Genomic DNA, 16,537 nt, shown 5'->3' with positions numbered 1-16,537 from the left:
GCGTACGCGCCTCCGGCGAGCGCACCGGCGGCCAGCACGCCACCGGCGATCAGCACTCCGGTGTCGCCGTCGTGTCCGCCGCCACCGGCCTGCGCGCCGCCGATCGGGGTGACGGTGAACGTGGCGCTGCCGCCGTCGCTGCCGTCGCCGCAGGTGGTGGCGACGGTGTACGTGCCGAGCGTGAACCCGGCGGTGAACAGTTCGGCGCTCAGGCCACCGCCGGCGGCGGCAGTGGTGGACCGGACGTTCTGGTCACGGTCCGGGCCGGTGACCCGGAAGATCGCGTCACCGGCGTTCGGGTTGCACGTCGTGGTCAGCACGACGGTGCCGCCGACCGGGGTGGTGGCGGGTGAGACTCTGGTGTCCGCCAGCGCGGCGGCCGGGAGCAGCAGTGCGCCGAGGCCCACGCCGAACGCCGCCGATCCGAGAAATGACTGTGCCTTCATCCGCGTCTTCCCTCACTTTTCGTCCGCTGTAGGCGTGGGACGTCGTTCGGGTGGCCAACTCCGTGACGAGCACCGGTGTGGCCAACACTAGGAGGGTTACGGCGGTCACTGGGGGTAATTGAGAAATCTTCGTTGCCGTCCGGTGTGCTCCCTGCCGCCACGAGACGCCGGACATGCCGGGCCAGGCCGGGCGGCGTGCCGTCCCGGTTCGGCACGTCTGGGTCCGCTGTCCGGTTCGGCGGCTACCGGACCGGTGGCTCCGGCCGGACCAGTCCGGTGTCGTACGCGAGCACCACCGCCTGGATCCGGTCCCGCAGGCCCAGCTTGGTGAGGATCGCCGAGACGTGGGTCTTCACGGTGGCGGTGCTCAGGTGCAGCCGGGCAGCGATCTCCGCATTGGACAGTGCCCGCGCGGTGAGTGTCAGCACCTCCCGCTCGCGGGCGGTCAGCACGGCGAGCGCGTCGGCGGTGGGCGCGGGCGCGGGCGCGGGCAGCCGGTCGGCGTACCGGTCCAGCAGCCGCCGGGTCACGGTGGGCGCGAGCAGGGCCTCGCCGCGGGCCACCACGCGTACCGCCTCGGCGAGGTCGGCCGGGCGGGTGTCCTTGAGCAGGAACGCGCTGGCCCCGGCGCGCAACGCCGCGTAGACGTGTTCGTCCAGGTCGAACGTGGTCAGCATGACCACCCGGGCCGGGTTGCCGGCGGCCACCAGGTCCCGGGTGGCGGCGATGCCGTCGCGCCGGGGCATCCGCACGTCCATCAGCACCACGTCCGGCCTCGTCCGCGTCGCCACCGCGACCGCCTCGACGCCGTCGGCGGCCTCGCCGACCACGCTCAGGTCGGGCCGCGCGTCGAGGACGGTGCGCAGCCCGGCGCGGATCAGCTCCTGGTCGTCGGCGACCACCACCCGTACGGTCATCGGCCCGCTCCGACCGGCAGTCGCGCGTGGACCCGGAATCCGCCGGCCGGCAGCGGGCCGGCGTCGAGTGTGCCGCCGAGCAGCCGGGCCCGTTCCCGCATGCCGACGATGCCGCGCCCGGTGGGCGTACCGGGCCGGCGGGCGGGCGCCGGACCGTCGTTGACGACCTCCAGCCGCAGTACGCCGTCGCGGTAGTGGACGTCCACGTCGGCGCGGGTGGCGTGCCCGTGGCGCAGCGCGTTCGTCAGCGACTCCTGCACGATCCGGTACGCCGACAGCTGCACCCCGCCGGGTAGCGCCTCGCCGTCGCCCTCCCGGTGCAGCGTCACCGGCAGGCCGACCGCCCGTACCGCGTCGGCGAGCGCGTCGAGCTGCGCCAGCCCCGGCTGCGGCCCGCCCTGCGCGGACCCGTCGTCGACGGCGAGCGCGTGCAGCATGGCCCGCAGTTCGGTCAGCGCCGACCGGGCCGCCGTGTCGATCGCGGCGAGCGCGGCGCGGGCCTGCGCCGGGTGCTCGTCGAACACGTCCTCGGCGGCGGCGGCCTGCACCGCGATGACCGCGACGTGGTGCGCCACCACGTCGTGCAGTTCCCGGGAGATGCGTTCCCGCTCGGCCGCCAGCACCTGCCGTTCCCACGCGCAGCGCCGTTGCGCCTGGCCCCGTTGCAGTTCGCCGAGCGTCCAGCTCAGGGTCAGCGCGGTCACCGCCAGCAGCAGGTCCCGCCAGCCGCCGGTGACCAGCTTCCACGGCGTGGGCGCCAGCAGCAGCCCGAGTGCGACGAGCGAGTACCGGGGCGGGCGCAGCCGGGCCGTGTACGCCATCGGGATGGCGACCAGGCCGAGCCAGCCGAGCTGCGGGCAGAGCGCCTCCAGGCCGACGCCGGCCAGCGCGGCGACGCCGAGGGCGTACCCCGGGTGGCGTCGGATCCACAGCAGACAGCTCGCCTGCGCCACGGCGAGGCCGACCGCGACGGCGGTCGCGCCGGTCGTGTCCGGGCCGGCGTCGGAGGCCAGCAGCGCGAGCAGGCAGACGGCGAGGCTCGCGGTGGCGATGCCGCCGTCGAGCAGCAGCAGGAACCGGGACCGGGACGCGCACCTCATGTCCGGATGCTAGGCCGCCGGTCCACCGCTTCTCATCGGTCGCCGGACGGAGATCCGGGCCGCTGGTCGTTCCGCCGACGGAGCCGGGAACCGCTCCGCGGCCCGATCCGCGTGGCGGCCCGCCGGACCTAGCGTTTCCGGCAGTCGTCCCGATGTGGAGGAGTCACCGATGGAGACCACGATCCCGACCGTCGCCGCCCGCCCGAACCGCCGCCGGGACCGCCTGCTCACGGTGGTCGCGGCGACCGCCGCCGCGCTGCTGGGCTGGGTGGTCGCGGTACCGGTCGCGGGGGTGGAGCTGATCGCGCGCAGCGGCTCCACGGACCAGCGGGTGACGCCGGTGGCAGTGGTGGTGAGCACGCTCCTCGCCGGGCTGGCCGGCTGGGCTCTGCTGGCCCTGCTGGAACGGCTCACCGCCCGCGCCCGGACGGCCTGGACGGTGGTCGCGGGCCTGGTGCTGCTGGTGTCCCTGCTCGGGCCGCTGGGCGGGGGAGCGGGGAGCGGGGCGACGCTGACGCTCGTGGCGCTGCACCTGGTCGCGGGCGCGGTGCTGATCACCGGCCTGCGCCGGACCGCCACCCGCTGACGCGCGGCGATCCGCTGAGGGGTCCGGACCGCCGCGACGGGGGCAGGCGGTCCGGACCCGTCAGAACTAGCCTCCTAGGACGGCGGACGCGATGTGACGCCCGAAAAGTCCTTCGCCAGTGATGTCGAGAACGGACGGGCGGCTTCGTCCCCGGAGTGAACGCGGCCAGAATGGGTCGCACCCTCCACGAGGAGACACTCATGAAGTACCTGCTCCTGAAGCACTACCGCGGCGGCCCGACCCCGATCACCGACATGCCGATGATCGACAAGTGGACGCCGGAGGAGATCTCCGCGCACGTGCACTACATGCAGGAGTTCGCGGCGCGGCTGCAGGAGAGCGGTGAGTACGTCGACGGCCAGGCGCTCGCCCCGGAGGGCACCTTCGTCCGCTACGACGGCGAGGGACGCCCGCCGGTCACCGACGGGCCGTTCGCCGAGACGAAGGACCTCATCGCCGGCTGGATGGTGATCGACGTGGACAGCTACGAGCGGGCCCTCGAACTCGCCGCCGAGCTGTCGGCCGCGCCGGGGCAGGGCGGCAAGCCGATCCACGAGTGGCTGGAGCTGCGCCCGTTCCTGACCGCGCCGCCCACCATCACCGAGTGATCCGTCCGATGGACGAGGTCGCACTCCGCAGCCTCATCCCGGGCGTGCTCGGTGTCCTCGTCCGCCGCGGAGCCGACTTCGCGGCGGCCGAGGACGCCGTGCAGGACGCGCTGATCGAGGCGCTGCGCGTCTGGCCGGACGACATGCCCCGCGATCCGCGCGGCTGGCTGGTCACCGTGGCGTGGCGGCGGTTCCTGGACGTGGTCCGCGCCGACGCCGCCCGGCGCCGGCGTGAGGATCTCGTGGACGAGGAGCCGCCGCCCGGGCCGGTGCCGGCGGTGGACGACACGCTGCGGCTCTACTTCCTCTGCGCCCATCCGTCGCTGAGCCCGTCGTCGGCCGTCGCGTTGACGCTGCGCGCCGTCGGCGGGCTCACCACCCGGCAGATCGCGCAGGCGTACCTGGTGCCGGAGGCCACCATGGCGCAGCGGATCAGCCGGGCCAAGCGCACCGTGTCCGGCGTCCGCTTCGATCGGGCCGGTGACGTCGCCACCGTGCTGCGGGTGCTGTACCTGGTGTTCAACGAGGGCTACTCCGGCGACGTGGACCTGGCGGCCGAGGCGATCCGGCTCACCCGGCAGCTCGCCGCCGCGATCGACCACCCCGAGGTGGCCGGGCTGCTCGCGCTCATGCTGCTGCACCACGCCCGCCGGGCCGGGCGTACCGCGCCGGACGGCAGCCTGGTGCCGCTGGCCGAGCAGGACCGCAGCCGGTGGGACACCACGCTGATCGCCGAGGGCGTGGGCATCCTCCAGACCGCCCTGTCCCGGGACCGGCTGGGCGAGTTCCAGGCCCAGGCCGCGATCGCGGCGCTGCACGCCGACGCGCCCACCGCGGCGGAGACCGACTGGGTGCAGATCGTCGAGTGGTACGACGAACTGGTGCGCCTGACCGGCAGCCCGATCGCCCGGCTCAACCGGGCGGTGGCGGTCGGCGAGGCGGACGGCCCGCGCGCCGGGCTGGCGGCGCTCGCGGCGCTCGACGACACCTTGCCCCGGTACACGGCGGTGGCCGCGTACCTGCACGAACGCGACGGCGACCCGGACACGGCGGCGCGCCTGTACGCGGAGGCGGCCCGCCGGGCGTCCAGCCTGGCCGAACGCGACCACCTGCACCGGCAGGCGGCCCGCCTCAACAGCCGCCGCCCCGGATAAACCGGTCGGCGGCGCGCGTCGCCGCTGGTAGGTTGCCTCGCCGTGACGGGGGAACGGCTCGGCGGGCGCTTCGCCCGACTGTGGACGGCGAGCACGCTGTCCGCACTGGGAAGTGGGACGGCGACGGTGGCCGCGCCGCTGTACGTGGCGTCGATCACCGACGATCCGCTGGTGGTGTCGGCCGGGGCGGCGGTGTCGTGGCTGCCGTGGCTGCTGTTCGCGCTACCCGGCGGCGTACTCGCGGACCGGGTGGACCGGCGGCGGCTGATGGTGCTCATCGACTGGGTACGCGTCGGCGCGCTCGCGGTGCTCGCCGCGGCGATGCTGGCCGACCGGGCCGGGATCGCGCTGCTCTACGCGGTGCTGTTCGTGGTGAACACCGGCGAGGTGGTGTTCCGGACCGCCGCGCAGGCGGTGCTGCCGGCGGTGGTGCCGCGCTCCCTGCTGGAACGCGCCAACGGGTGGCTGGGCGGCGGCACCCAGGTGATGCAGAACATGATCGCCGGCCCGCTCGGCGGGTTCCTGTTCGTGCTGGCGGCGTCGCTGCCGTTCGCCCTCAACGCCGGCACGTACGCGCTCAGCGCCGTGCTGGTCGGACTGCTCGCCGGGACGTACCGGGGCGGGGCGGCGCCGGACGGGCGGCGCTCGGTGCGGGCGGAGGTCGCGGAGGGGTTCCGCTGGCTGTGGCGGCAGCGGCTGCTGCGCACCATGACCGTGCTGATCGGCCTGCTCAACGTCACGCTCACCGCAGCGGTGGCGGTGCTGGTGCTGCTCGCCACCGAGCGGCTGGGCCTCGGCTCGGTCGGCTACGGCGCGTTGTTCACCTGCATGGCCGTGGGCGGGGTGCTCGGCTCGCTGGTGGGGGACCGGCTGATCGCCGCGATCACGCCCACCTGGACGGTGCGGACCGGGTTGCTGATCGAGGCGGGACTGCACCTGGCGCTCGCGGCGTCCCGCAGCGCGGCCGTGGTCGGGTTCGCGCTGTTCGCGTTCGGGGCGCACAGCGCGTTGTGGAACATCGTGGCGAACTCGCTGCGGCAGCGGCTCACCCCGCCGGAGTTGATGGGCCGGGTCGGCAGCACCACGTTGTTCGTCGCGGCGGGTGGCAACTGTGTCGGCGCGCTGCTCGGCGGCGTGGTGGCGGCCCGGTTCGGGATCACCGCGCCGTACTGGGTGGGTTTCGTGGTGGCGGTCGCGGTGATCGCCGCGACGTGGCGGGTCTTCGACCGGGCGACGGTGGCCGCCGCCTACGCCGACCCGGCCCCGCAGAAGCCCGCGCCGGTGGCCTGAGCGCGGGTCGGCCGATGGCCGCCTGCGCCGATGTGGCAGCGTGGCCGGATGCACGCTTCCTTCCCGGTCGACGTCGACCTCGCGCTGGTCGGCGGCGGCGGCGCCGCGTCCCTGGTCCTGGCCGCGCTGGACCGCCACGACGTGACCGGGCTGCGGGTCGCGGTGGTCGACCCGGTGCACAAGCGCGGCCAGGACCGCACCTGGGCGTTCTGGGGCCTGCCCGGCGACGACCTCGACCCGCTGCTGAGCGCGAGCTGGTCGCAGGTCGACGTGGTCACGCCGGCCGGCCGCCGCGTCCTCACGCTCGACCCCCTGCGGTACGCCATGCTCCGCTCCGCCCCGGTCTACGACCGGGCTGCCGCGGCGGAGCGGCGGCTGGACGCGGTCCGGATCAGCGCCCCGGCGGGGGAGTTGCGCGACGACGGTGAGCGGGTCACGGTCCGCGACCCGCACGGCCGGGACCTGGTGCGGGCCGGGTGGGTGCTCGACTCGCGGCCCCGGCGGCCGGGGCGGCCGGGGCGGACCAGTTGGCTGCAGCACTTCCGTGGCTGGTGGCTGTCCGCCGACCGGCCGACGTTCGATCCGCAGCGGGCGGTACTGATGGACTTCCGCACGCCGCAGCCGCAGCGCGGCGTCTCGTTCGGGTACGTGCTGCCCGTCGACGACCGGTTCGCGCTGGTCGAGTACACCGAGTTCGGCCCGGCCCTGCTCGACGACGCGGGCTACGACGCGGCGCTGCGCGGGTACGCCGACCTGCTCGGGCTGGACCTGACCGCGCTGCGGGTGCGGGAGGTCGAGGACGGCGTGATCCCGATGACCGACGGCCCGTTCGAGTCCCGCCCGAGCCCTCGGGTGGTGCGGCTGGGCACCGCCGGTGGGGCGACCCGTCCGTCGACCGGATTCACGTTCTCCGCGATGCTGCGCCAGGCCGACCAGGTCGCACTGGCGCTCGCCGCCGGCCGTCCACCGGTGCCGGCGCCCGCGTATCCGGGCCGGCACCTGTGGATGGACGCGGTGGCGCTGCGCGCGCTGGACCGGGGGCACGTCGGCGGGGTGGAGTTCTTCGAGCGGCTGTTCGATCGCAACCCGCCGGAGCGGGTGCTGCGGTTCCTCGACGGCGTGACCAGACCGGCCGAGGACCTGGCGGTGATGCGGTCCAGCCCGCTGCTGCCGATGACCGGCGCGGTGCTCGGCGACGCGGCCGGGCGGCTGCGGGCCCGCCTGCGCCGCTAGCCTCGGTGGCCGGTCGCCTCGGTGACGCGGTCGCGCACCAGCGTCCGCAGGTGCTCCATCGGGTCGCCGTCGCCCGCGCCGAGCCGGTTGCGCACCGCCGCCACGGTCAACCCCAGGTCCGGGTACGCGAACGCGAGGCTGCCGCCGCTACCGGCGGTGCCGAACGATCCGTCGTCGTCGACCGCGTACCCGAGCCCGAACGTGCTCTCCTGCCCGAACACCCACTCCTGTGCGCGTACCGCTGGGGCGGACACCTCCCGCATCCGCTCGGCGGAGATCAGCCGTACCCCGTCGACCGGGCCGAGCAGCGCCGCGTACATCCGGGCCACCGCGCGGGCGCTCATCGTGCCGACCGACGGCACGTCGGCGCGCAGCACGTCGGGGCGGGAGCCGATGACGGTGTCCGGCCGTACGCCGGGTGGCGCGACCGCGTCGAAGTGCGGCAGGTTGGCCCCGGCCCAGGTCATCAGCGCGGACAGGCCGGCGTCCTCCAGCCGCGCCAGCCGGGGCAGGTCCGCCTCCGGTACGCCGAGGAACAGTTCCCGGTCCACGCCGAGCGGCCCGGCCACCTCCTCGGCGAGCACCCGCGACACCGGGGCGCCGGTGACCCGCCGCACCACCTCGCCGACCAGCCAGCCCCACGTCCAGGCGTGGTACGCCAGCCGTTCGCCGGGTGCCCACAGCGGCCGCGCGCCGGCCAGCAGCTCGCACATGCGCGTCCAGTCGGTGAAGTCCTCGGGTGTGACGTCGGCGGGCAGCGCGGGCAGGCCGGCGGTGTGGGTGAGCACGTGCCGCAGCGTGATGCCGTCCTTGCCGTGCCGGGCGAACTCCGGCCACACGGCGGCGAGCGGCCGGTCGTAGTCGAGCCGTCCCCGCTCGGCCAGCACGTGTACCACTGTGGCGGTGAGTCCCTTGCCGGTGGAGACCGCGTGCACGGGCGTGCCGGCGGTCATCGGCCGGCCGGTGGTGGTGTCGGCGAGCCCGGCCTGTTCGGTGACGATCGCGACCCCGTCCAGGTACGCGGCCACCTGCACACCTGTCTCCCGGCCGGAGGAGACCAGCTCGTCGATCGTCGCCCGTACCTCGGCCCGCAGGCCGTCCCACCGCGTGTCCACGATCCCGCAGCGTGCCAGACCGCCGTATCGGCGTCGTCCGGTTTTCGTGGGGCCGGCGGCGGCGGGCGGTGCTCTACCGGGCGGCCGGCGTCGGCGTACTGCCGGTGGTGCCCTGGGTGGGCAGCGGGTTCGTGTCACCGGTGAGCAGCCGGGCGCGCAGCGCGTCGATCGTCTCCTCGCCGACACCGAGCCGGCCGGTCACGTACCCGTGCACCGAACCGTGTGCGGCCCGCAGCTCGGCCAGCACCAGCCGGATGATCTCGGCCGGCGCCCGCCCGTACGCGGGCCAGCCGGGCGTCGCGCCGCCGTTGCGGTCCCGCCACTCGGCCACCAGGCGGTCGGTGGCGTGCTCGGTGAGCGCGAAGTCCGCCGCGATCTGGTCGTCGTCGACGCCGAGCACTGACAGCACCAGCGCGGCGAGCAGCCCGGTGCGGTCCTTCCCGGACGCGCAGTGGAACACCAGCGGGTGCTCGCCGTCCGCGATCACCTCGATCGCCCGGCGCAGCTCGGCCACGCCGTCCTCGGCCACCTCGGCGTACCGGTCGGCCAGGTAGCGCCACGGGTCCACGCCGGGGTCGATGTCGGCCTGCACGTACGGCCGGTGCTCGATGCTCAGGTTGTGCCAGGTGACGCCGAGGCTCTCCGGGGCCCGGCCGCGGTCGGCGATCTCCCACGGGTAGCGCAGGTCGATCACGGTGCGGACGCCGAGCGCCGCGAACCGTGCCAGATCCTCACCGGCGAGCTTGGCCAGTGAGTCGGAGCGGTAGAGGCGGCCCCGGGCGACGGTGCGGCCGTCGCCGGTCCGCCAGCCGCCGAGGTCACGGAAGTTGCAGAGCGTGGCGAAGTCCGGGGGAGCGGTCATACCGGCACGCTAGCCGGGCACGGCGGGTCGGGTGGTCCCGCGTGCTCGCGTACCCGGTAGGTTGCCGGGCATGGCGGAGGCGGAGACCGGCCGGGTCGTGGAGATCTGGACCGACGGCGCGTGCAGCGGCAATCCCGGGCCCGGCGGGTGGGGCGCGGTGCTGCGCTGGGGCGGGCACGAGCGGGAACTGTGCGGCGGCGAGGCCACCCCGACCACCAACAACCGGATGGAGCTGACCGCCGCGATCCGGGCGCTGGAGAGCCTGACCCGCCCGGTCACGGTACGGCTGCACACCGACAGCACGTACGTGCGCAACGGCATCACCGGCTGGCTGAACGCGTGGAAGCGCAACGGCTGGCTGACCGCCGCGAAGCAGCCGGTGAAGAACGCCGACCTGTGGCAGGCGCTGGAGGCGGCCTGCGCCCGGCACGACGTGACGTGGCTGTGGGTGAAGGGCCACAACGGGCACCCGGAGAACGAGCGCGCGGACGCGCTGGCGAACCGGGGCATGACCGAGGCGCGGGGCGCCGGCCTGGCCGCCACCCCGCGCGCGCGTCAGCGCAGCGGCCGGCCCTCTTCGATCTCCTCCGGCTCCTCGGACGGGTCGCCGGTGCCGGAGACCGCCTCGACGTCGTAACCGGCGCGGCTGACCTCGCGTGCCGAGCGCCGGTCCTCGGCGGGCAGGTCGGCGAAGTCGTCACCGGTGTCGTCGGTGGTGTGCAGGGATTCGCCCGGCGGGCGCAGGGACGCCTCGTACGCGGTCGCGCCGTCGGGTTCGTCGCCGGCCGCGCGGCCGAAGGACTCTTCACTGGTCATGTCGCACTCCTGCCCGCAGCGGGTGACGGCAAACGTTCAGCGGGCGGCGTCCCGCCCGCGGGCCGCGTCCGGGTGGGTCGGCATCGAGGAGCCGCCCGAGCTGCTCCCGGAGGCGCCGCCCGCCATGCCGGATCCGTCGTCCTCGGTCACCTCGTCCGGTTTCGGCGCACCGGGAGCGGGCGCCGGCACGTCGGTGTCCGCGGCCGTCTGCACCAGCGGCACCTGCCCGGCCTCGTCCTCGGCGTGCGCCGGGTCGACCGGCTCCGCACCGTCGCGTGCCCGATATCCCACCGGGGCCCCTCCCGTCGGCCAACAGTCGTCCGCACCGCCTACCCCACCCCACCCCCACCAAACCCGGCCCCGCGCCCGCCCCATCTCGCGGTGATCAAGGAGTTCGTGTCCCGAACCGGACCCGAACTCCTTGATCACCGCCGGGGTCGGGGGCGGGGGTGGCGCCGGCGGGGCTGGGGGTGTGTCGGGGTCAGGGTCAGGGACCAGTGGGACGGGCGGCGTAGGCCCGGCGGCAGGACCGTGCGGTGGTCGCCGCGGGCGGCGTCGAGCTGTGACTGGTGCGTGAACAGGCACTCGCCGAGGTCCGCGCCGCGCAGGTCGGCCCCGCGCAGGTCCGCGCCGGTCAGGTCGGCGGCGCCGAGGCGTACGCCCCGCAGGTCGGCGCCGATCAGGCAGGCGCCGCGCAGGTTCGCCCCGGTCAGCGGGGTACGGCGCAGGTCCACCCCGATCAGCGTCGCGCCCCGGCGGTCCAGGCCGGCCCGCCCGGCGCGGGCCTGGTCGGCGGCGCGGGACAGCAGCCGGTTGGCCCGGTCCCGGTGCGCGTCGACGTCGAGGGCGAGCAGGTCGTCGGGGGTGCCGTCGGTGAGCCGGCCGGTCTCGTCGAGCGCGGCGGTCAGCTCGTCGCGCAGCGGGCCGGGCGGGGTCAGGCGTACCGCCTCGGTCAGGTACCACAGCAGTTCGTGCAGTGGCCGCAGCACGGCGAAGCTGTCGAACATGCGCTGTGCGGTGGCCGGGTCGGCCCGCCAGTCGCGGCCGGCGAACGTGTGCTGCGTGAGGTGCTGACCGGCGCCGAAGCAGTCGAACACGGTGCAGCCGGGGAAGCCGCGTTGCCGCAGCTTGGTGTGGATGCCGCAGCGGAAGTCGGCGCTCAGGTTCGGGCAGGGCCGCCCGGCGGGCTTGTCGATGGCGAAGTCGGCGGACGCGGTGAACGCGGGAGCGACGCAGCACACCCCGGCGCAACGCGAGCAGTCCGCCCGCAACTCCCGCCCGCCACCCACCCGTCCTCCTCCCGACACGGCAGCCATTGTCCCCACTCCACCCGCCCACCTCCCGCCCCACCCCGTCGATCATGAGGTTGACGGCGACAAAACGGACCGGAACCGCCGCCAACCTCATGATCAACGCGACGAGGTGGGGGGCGGGGTCAGAAGGTGAAGAGGGAGGCGGTGGTGCGCTGCATCAGGCAGGCGTTGGTGAACGTCCGGGTGTAGGAGACCCGGCGGGTCTGCCAGACGCCCACGGCACGCGCGGTCACCGGGTCGTACTGGGACGTGCACGGCGCGCCGTCCACGTCGAGCGCGTCCAGGTCGCCGTCGACGCGGGCGACGAGCCGGCAGGCGGTGATCGGGTCGGGGTGCAGGCCGCCGGTGGGCCCGCAGGTCAGCACCGTAGCGCGCGGGCCGGCGCCGTCGTCGACGGTGAGCAGCAGCACCGAGGGGGTCTCCGGGCCGGGGCGCGGCGCGGCCTGCGCGGGGGAGGCCGGCGCGGCGAGGCCGCCGAGCGCGGCGACCAGGGCCGCAGCGGCGGTACGTCGGGCGAAGGGCATGGGTGGTCCTTCCGTCGGGGCCCCGGGTGAGGGCCGGTGGACGGCCCGGCACGTCGTGCGAACCGGACCGCCGAGAACCCTAGGTGGACGGTGTGAACGCGAAGAGTCACGAAGTGTTACACCAGTCGACCCTGCTGTCCGGTCGGTGTGACATCGGCGCACGGGAATGCCCGAACGGCTGACAACCGCCCGAGTGCCTTGCGGCAACGCATTCCGAATTCGCGGAACGGCCACCTGAAAGGCTGACAACCGAATCGAGCCGTTATTGCGCCGATGCATTCCGTACGCCGGATCGTTGTCAATGCACGACAACCGGAACAGCCGTTACCGGAACGATTCTTTTGAGCGCCTCATAGCGCATTACCGTCGGGTGGCAGGGCGTTTTCGTCCCCGTCGGGAGGACTGCTCATGAGCGAACTGTCGTACCCACCCGCCGCTCCCGGCCCCGATGTCGAGGCCGTTCCCGGCCCTGTCGGCCGGCCCGGCGAATTCGTCGGCCGGTCACCCGGCCGGCTCGCCTGGATGCGGCTCAAACGCGACCGTACGGCCCGCGCCAGCGCCGTCACGCTCGCCGTCGCCGCCCTAGTCGCGCTCGGCGCGCCACTGCTGGAACGGCTCACCGGAATCGACCCGACCGACAAGTTCGCCGACCGTCTGAACGATTTCGGAATGCCGATCGGGTACGCCGGCGGAATCAGCGCCGACCATTGGCTCGGGCTCGAACCGGGCAGCGGGCGGGACATCCTGATGCAACTGGTCTACGGCCTGCGGACGTCCCTGTTCATCGCGTTCGCCTCGGCGCTGCTGGCATCCGGCATCGGTGTCGCCGTGGGTGTGCTGGCCGGGTGGGCCAGAGGCTGGCTCGACAGCGTCGTCAACTGGCTGATCGACCTCACGCTGGCGTTCCCGTTCCTCATCTTCGCCCTCGCGGTCATCCCGATCCTCCAGGACCGCTTCTACTCCGACCGGGAGGCGCCGTCGCCGGCCTTCCGGGTGGCCCTGATCGTCGCCACCTTCGGCCTGTTCAGCTGGACGTACACCGCGCGGCTGGTCCGCGGGCAGGTGATCTCGCTGCGCGAGCGGGAGTTCGTCGAGGCGGCCCGGGCCGCCGGCGCCGGCACCGCGCACATCCTGCTGCGGCAACTGCTGCCGAACATCTGGGCGCCGATCCTGGTCACCGTCTCGCTGATGGTGCCGCAGTTCATCGCCATCGAGGCGGCGCTGGCGTTCGTCAACATCGGCGTCACCGAACCCACGCCCGACCTGGGCCGCATGATCTTCAACAGCATCGGCTACGTCGCGAGCGACCCCTGGTACACCCTGTTCCCCGGGTTGACGGTCTTCCTGCTGGTCCTGGCGTTCAACCTGCTCGGCGACGCGCTGCGCGACTCGCTGGACCCCCGCTCCACCCGGTAGTCCCCACGGCCATCAGTGCCCGGCCGGCGGGGGCCGCCGGGCAGGAAGGAGCACACCGTGCGTGCACGAACCCGGACACTGACAGGTGTCCTCGCCGCGGCGGCGCTGGCCGCCGCCGGCTGCAGCCCCACCACCGACGACGGCGGGGGCGGCGACGACCAGAAGACCAAGACCCAGAGCGGCTCGATCTCGTACGAGGCCGCCGACAACCAGGGCCCGGCGAAGGACGTCGCCGGGGCGACCCGTGGCGGCACCCTCACCGTGATGCAGCCGGCCGACTTCGAGCACCTCGACCCGGCCCGCAACTACGTCAACGTGCAGCAGGTGGCCGGTGGGCTGCTCTACCGCGCGCTCAACGGCTACAAGGAGGACGGCACCGGCAAGCTGCTGCTCGTGGGCGACCTGGCCACCAACCCCGGCAAGGACGTCGACGGCGACTGCAAGGTCTGGGAGTTCACCCTCCGCGACGGCGTGAAGTACGAGGACGGCACGCCCGTGTCCAGCAAGGACGTCGCCCACGGCATCGCCAGGTCGTTCGCGGCGAACCTCAACGAGGGCCCGCACTACATCCAGCAGTGGCTCTACCCGGGCGGGGCGTACAACGCCACCTACAAGGGACCGTACGACGGTGGCAAGCCGGTGCCCGACGGCGTCGCCACCCCCGACGACCGGACCATCCGGTTCACCTTCCCGCAGCCGCACTGCGACCTGCCGTACGCGGCGGCGCTGCCCACCAGCGCGCCGGTGCCCGCGGCGAAGGACACCCGCGCCAACTACGACCTGCGGCCGTTCTCGTCCGGGCCGTACCGGGTGAAGACCTACCAGCGCGACGTGTCGCTGGAGCTGGAACGCAACCCGAACTGGGATCCGGCGACCGACCCGATCCGCAACGCGTACCCGGACGCGATCCGGATGACGTTCGGCCTCGAGCAGGCCCAGATCGCCGAGCGCCTGGTCGCCGACGGGCCGGCCGACCAGGCGGCGCTGAGCTGGTCGGACGTGCCGCCGTCGGTGCTGCCCCGCACCACCGGATCCGGCGTCGCCGACCGGGTGGTGCGCGGTCCGACGCAGTACAACTGGGTGCTGAGCATCAACACCCAGCGGGTCACCGACCTGAGCGTCCGGCGGGCGCTGAACTATGCGGTCGACAAGGACGCCCTGCTCAAGGTGCTCGGCGGGCAGGCCGCCGGGACGCCGGCGACCACGCTCATGTCACCCACCACCGCCGGGTTCGTCCCCTACGACCTGTTCAACGCCCCGGTCACCGGCGACAAGGCCAAGACCGCCGAGCTGCTCGCCGGCAAGCGGCCGAAGCTGGTCCTCGCCCACTCCAACCTGGAGCTGCGCACCCAGCAGGCCGAGGCGCTGCGCAAGAACCTCACCGACATGGGCTTCGACATCGTGATGAAGCCGATCGACAACAGCAGCTACTACGACGAGGTCGGTCGCAAGGACAACCCGTACGACCTCTACCTCACCGGCTGGGGCTCGGACTGGCCCACCGGCTCCACAGTCATCCCGCCGGTCTACGACGGACGGGAGATCGTGGCCGAGGGCAACCAGAACCTGTCGTACCTCAATGAACCGTCTGTGAGCGCGGAGATCGACCGGGTCCGCGACCTGCCGGCCGCCGAGCAGGACGCCGGCTGGATGGCGCTCGACCGCATGATCATGGACAAGTTCGCCCCTGTGGTGCCCTGCTACTACGACGCCACCTACGAGCTGCACGGTTCGAAGGTCGGCAACGCCTTCCTCAGCGACGCGTTCGGGATCATCTCGCTCAACGGCATCTACGTGAAGAAGTGACAGCCGCGCGGGGGCGGCTGTCACGGCGGCCGCCCCCGCGCCCACCCCGGGGGAGGTGCTCCCGTGCTCCGTTTCGTCGTACGGCGGCTGCTCGTCGCCGCCCTGACCCTGGTCGTCATCAGCCTTGTCACGTTCGGTCTGTTCTTCGCGGTGCCCAGCAGCCCGGCGAAGGTGATGTGTGGCAAGAACTGCACGGCCGAGGACATCGCCCAGGTCGAGCGCCGCCTCGGCATCGACCAGCCGCTGCCCCGGCAGTACGCCGACTTCGTCAGCGGCGTCTTCGCCGGCCGGACCTACGGCGAGGGCGACTTCCGGCAGGACTGCCCGGCGCCCTGCCTCGGCTACTCGTTCCGCAACAACCAGCCGGTAACCGAGATCGTCGCCCAGCGCGCCCCGGTGACGTTCAGCATCGTCCTCGGCGGCGCGGTGCTCTGGCTCGGTCTCGGCGTCTCGCTGGGCATGGTGTCGGCACTACGCCGGGGTACGGCGTTCGACCGCGCCGCCATCGGCGTCACCCTGGCCGGGGCGTCGATGCAGGTCTACTTCTTCGGGCTGATCCTGCTCTACCTGCTCGTCTACTCCACCGGCCTGCTGCCGTTCCCCAGCTACACGCCGCTGACCGAGAGTCCGCTGCGCTGGGCAACCGGACTGCTGCTGCCCTGGATGACGCTCGGTTTCCTCAACTCGGCGCTGTACGCCCGGCTGTCCCGGGCCCAGATGCTGGAGACGCTGTCGGAGGACTTCGTCCGTACCGCGCGGGCGAAGGGCCTGCCGGCCCGGACGGTGCACACCCGGCACGCGCTGCGGGCGGCGATCACCCCGATCGTCACGATCGCCGGGCTGGACATCGGCACCAGCCTCGGCGGCACGTTCATCACCGAGACCATCTTCGGCCTCCAGGGTCTCGGCAAGGCGACAGTGGAGGCGGTGCAGTTCCTCAACCTGCCGGTGGTGATGGCGACGGTGCTGCTGGCGGCGGTGTTCATCGTGGTCGCCAACATCGTCGTCGACGTGCTGTACGCGGTGATCGACCCACGGGTCCGGCTGGGCTGAGGAGGAGGAGACGGACATGGTGGAGCTACCGGCGCCGCGTCGCGGCGAGGACCCGTACCTGCGGGTCAGGGATCTGCGGGTGCGGTTTGACACCGAGGACGGCGTGGTCAAGGCCGTGGACGGGGTGTCGTTCGCGGTGGAGCGGGGTCGCACGCTGGGGATCGTGGGGGAGTCCGGGTCGGGTAAGAGTGTGACGTCGCTGGCGATCCTGGGTCTGCACAACGTGAAGCGGACGGCCATCTCGGGGGAGATCTGGGTGGGTGGGCGTCAGTTGGTGGGGTTGGGTGAGGAGGAGGTG

Annotated in this window: 19 protein-coding genes; 10 read left to right on the top strand and 9 right to left on the bottom strand. The window is 73.6% G+C overall.

Features of this window, described 5'->3' with window-relative positions; all coding sequences use genetic code 11:
- From ACPCK6_RS27465 to ACPCK6_RS27455, 3 genes are all read right to left on the bottom strand, one after another.
- Positions 1–446, bottom strand: a 446-nt coding sequence (locus ACPCK6_RS27465; RefSeq protein ID WP_423482643.1) for a hypothetical protein, incomplete at its 3' end; no start/stop codon positions are given.
- Positions 447–688: 242 nt separating this feature from the next.
- Positions 689–1,363 (bottom strand): response regulator, encoded by a 675-nt coding sequence (locus ACPCK6_RS27460; protein WP_423482642.1) that lies wholly within the window; start codon positions 1,361–1,363, stop codon positions 689–691.
- Positions 1,360–2,463, bottom strand: coding sequence for a sensor histidine kinase (locus ACPCK6_RS27455; RefSeq protein WP_423482641.1), 1,104 nt, complete (start codon positions 2,461–2,463; stop codon positions 1,360–1,362). Before ACPCK6_RS27455 ends, ACPCK6_RS27460 begins: the two co-directional genes overlap by 4 nt.
- Positions 2,464–2,632: 169 nt before the next feature.
- Between ACPCK6_RS27455 and ACPCK6_RS27450 the strand changes: the two genes are divergently transcribed.
- The 5 genes from ACPCK6_RS27450 (at position 2,633) to ACPCK6_RS27430 (ending at position 7,334) form a co-directional block, all read left to right on the top strand.
- Complete coding sequence (locus ACPCK6_RS27450; RefSeq protein ID WP_423482640.1) at positions 2,633–3,049, top strand: DUF6069 family protein; 417 nt, start codon at positions 2,633–2,635, stop codon at positions 3,047–3,049.
- A gap of 170 nt (positions 3,050–3,219) precedes the next feature.
- The gene (locus ACPCK6_RS27445) at positions 3,220–3,657 is read left to right on the top strand and encodes a YciI family protein (protein WP_396883601.1); all 438 of its coding nucleotides are present in this window, start codon (positions 3,220–3,222) and stop codon (positions 3,655–3,657) included.
- Between the two features lie 8 nt (positions 3,658–3,665).
- Positions 3,666–4,811 (top strand): RNA polymerase sigma factor, encoded by a 1,146-nt coding sequence (locus ACPCK6_RS27440; RefSeq protein ID WP_423482644.1) that lies wholly within the window; start codon positions 3,666–3,668, stop codon positions 4,809–4,811.
- A 42-nt stretch (positions 4,812–4,853) separates the two neighbouring features.
- A complete protein-coding gene (locus ACPCK6_RS27435; RefSeq protein ID WP_396883602.1) occupies positions 4,854–6,101 on the top strand; it encodes an MFS transporter in 1,248 nt (415 codons plus the stop codon).
- Between the two features lie 48 nt (positions 6,102–6,149).
- Positions 6,150–7,334, top strand: coding sequence for a lycopene cyclase family protein (locus ACPCK6_RS27430; protein WP_423482639.1), 1,185 nt, complete (start codon positions 6,150–6,152; stop codon positions 7,332–7,334).
- On the opposite strand, the gene ACPCK6_RS27425 is transcribed toward ACPCK6_RS27430, so the two are convergent.
- On the bottom strand, positions 7,331–8,449 hold the full coding sequence (locus ACPCK6_RS27425) for a serine hydrolase domain-containing protein (RefSeq protein WP_423482638.1): 1,119 nt from the start codon (positions 8,447–8,449) through the stop codon (positions 7,331–7,333). The two genes, ACPCK6_RS27430 and ACPCK6_RS27425, sit on opposite strands and share 4 nt — an antisense overlap.
- Positions 8,450–8,522: 73 nt before the next feature.
- Positions 8,523–9,311: a tyrosine-protein phosphatase gene (locus tag ACPCK6_RS27420; RefSeq protein ID WP_423482637.1), complete on the bottom strand. Its 789-nt coding sequence runs from the start codon at positions 9,309–9,311 to the stop codon at positions 8,523–8,525.
- Between the two features lie 70 nt (positions 9,312–9,381).
- On the opposite strand from ACPCK6_RS27420, the gene rnhA reads away from it, so the two are divergent.
- On the top strand, positions 9,382–9,948 hold the full coding sequence (gene rnhA / locus ACPCK6_RS27415) for a ribonuclease HI (protein WP_423482636.1): 567 nt from the start codon (positions 9,382–9,384) through the stop codon (positions 9,946–9,948).
- Here rnhA and ACPCK6_RS27410 read toward each other — a convergent pair.
- From ACPCK6_RS27410 to ACPCK6_RS27395, 4 genes are all read right to left on the bottom strand, one after another.
- Positions 9,867–10,127, bottom strand: coding sequence for a hypothetical protein (locus tag ACPCK6_RS27410; protein WP_073829398.1), 261 nt, complete (start codon positions 10,125–10,127; stop codon positions 9,867–9,869). The two genes, rnhA and ACPCK6_RS27410, sit on opposite strands and share 82 nt — an antisense overlap.
- Before the next feature lie 36 nt (positions 10,128–10,163).
- Entirely contained in the window at positions 10,164–10,418 is a 255-nt protein-coding gene (locus ACPCK6_RS27405; RefSeq protein ID WP_396883606.1) for a preprotein translocase YidC, read from the bottom strand.
- A 134-nt stretch (positions 10,419–10,552) separates the two neighbouring features.
- Positions 10,553–11,443, bottom strand: coding sequence for a pentapeptide repeat-containing protein (locus ACPCK6_RS27400; RefSeq protein WP_423482635.1), 891 nt, complete (start codon positions 11,441–11,443; stop codon positions 10,553–10,555).
- 119 nt (positions 11,444–11,562) lie between these two features.
- Positions 11,563–11,964: an SSI family serine proteinase inhibitor gene (locus tag ACPCK6_RS27395; protein WP_423482634.1), complete on the bottom strand. Its 402-nt coding sequence runs from the start codon at positions 11,962–11,964 to the stop codon at positions 11,563–11,565.
- Between the two features lie 408 nt (positions 11,965–12,372).
- On the opposite strand from ACPCK6_RS27395, the gene ACPCK6_RS27390 reads away from it, so the two are divergent.
- From ACPCK6_RS27390 to ACPCK6_RS27375, 4 genes are all read left to right on the top strand, one after another.
- Positions 12,373–13,380 carry an ABC transporter permease gene (locus ACPCK6_RS27390; protein WP_423482633.1) on the top strand — a complete coding sequence of 336 codons (1,008 nt, stop codon included), beginning with the start codon at positions 12,373–12,375 and terminating at the stop codon, positions 13,378–13,380.
- A 57-nt stretch (positions 13,381–13,437) separates the two neighbouring features.
- The gene (locus ACPCK6_RS27385) at positions 13,438–15,186 is read left to right on the top strand and encodes an ABC transporter substrate-binding protein (protein WP_423482632.1); all 1,749 of its coding nucleotides are present in this window, start codon (positions 13,438–13,440) and stop codon (positions 15,184–15,186) included.
- Between the two features lie 63 nt (positions 15,187–15,249).
- Positions 15,250–16,239 carry an ABC transporter permease gene (locus tag ACPCK6_RS27380; RefSeq protein ID WP_423482631.1) on the top strand — a complete coding sequence of 330 codons (990 nt, stop codon included), beginning with the start codon at positions 15,250–15,252 and terminating at the stop codon, positions 16,237–16,239.
- A 16-nt stretch (positions 16,240–16,255) separates the two neighbouring features.
- Positions 16,256–16,537 (top strand): ATP-binding cassette domain-containing protein (locus ACPCK6_RS27375; protein ID WP_423482630.1); only part of this gene is annotated, 282 nt, incomplete at its 3' end.

Source organism: Micromonospora sp. AB353 (assembly GCF_049538395.1).
Lineage (GTDB): Bacteria > Actinomycetota > Actinomycetes > Mycobacteriales > Micromonosporaceae > Micromonospora > Micromonospora aurantiaca.
Note: the sequence above shows the minus strand (reverse complement) of the source record. Positions and strands in the feature narration are given on the sequence as shown.

What these genes read in the sequence shown, in the direction of transcription:
- ACPCK6_RS27460 (WP_423482642.1), bottom strand. Translation starts at nt 1,363, where the DNA reads ATGACCGTACGGGTGGTGGTCGCCGACGACCAGGAGCTGATCCGCGCC.
- ACPCK6_RS27455 (WP_423482641.1), bottom strand. Translation starts at nt 2,463, where the DNA reads ATGAGGTGCGCGTCCCGGTCCCGGTTCCTGCTGCTGCTCGACGGCGGC.
- ACPCK6_RS27450 (WP_423482640.1), top strand. Translation starts at nt 2,633, where the DNA reads ATGGAGACCACGATCCCGACCGTCGCCGCCCGCCCGAACCGCCGCCGG.
- ACPCK6_RS27445 (WP_396883601.1), top strand. Translation starts at nt 3,220, where the DNA reads ATGGGTCGCACCCTCCACGAGGAGACACTCATGAAGTACCTGCTCCTG.
- ACPCK6_RS27440 (WP_423482644.1), top strand. Translation starts at nt 3,666, where the DNA reads ATGGACGAGGTCGCACTCCGCAGCCTCATCCCGGGCGTGCTCGGTGTC.
- ACPCK6_RS27430 (WP_423482639.1), top strand. Translation starts at nt 6,150, where the DNA reads ATGCACGCTTCCTTCCCGGTCGACGTCGACCTCGCGCTGGTCGGCGGC.
- ACPCK6_RS27420 (WP_423482637.1), bottom strand. Translation starts at nt 9,311, where the DNA reads ATGACCGCTCCCCCGGACTTCGCCACGCTCTGCAACTTCCGTGACCTC.
- rnhA (WP_423482636.1), top strand. Translation starts at nt 9,382, where the DNA reads ATGGCGGAGGCGGAGACCGGCCGGGTCGTGGAGATCTGGACCGACGGC.
- ACPCK6_RS27410 (WP_073829398.1), bottom strand. Translation starts at nt 10,127, where the DNA reads ATGACCAGTGAAGAGTCCTTCGGCCGCGCGGCCGGCGACGAACCCGAC.
- ACPCK6_RS27400 (WP_423482635.1), bottom strand. Translation starts at nt 11,443, where the DNA reads ATGGCTGCCGTGTCGGGAGGAGGACGGGTGGGTGGCGGGCGGGAGTTG.
- ACPCK6_RS27395 (WP_423482634.1), bottom strand. Translation starts at nt 11,964, where the DNA reads ATGCCCTTCGCCCGACGTACCGCCGCTGCGGCCCTGGTCGCCGCGCTC.
- ACPCK6_RS27390 (WP_423482633.1), top strand. Translation starts at nt 12,373, where the DNA reads ATGAGCGAACTGTCGTACCCACCCGCCGCTCCCGGCCCCGATGTCGAG.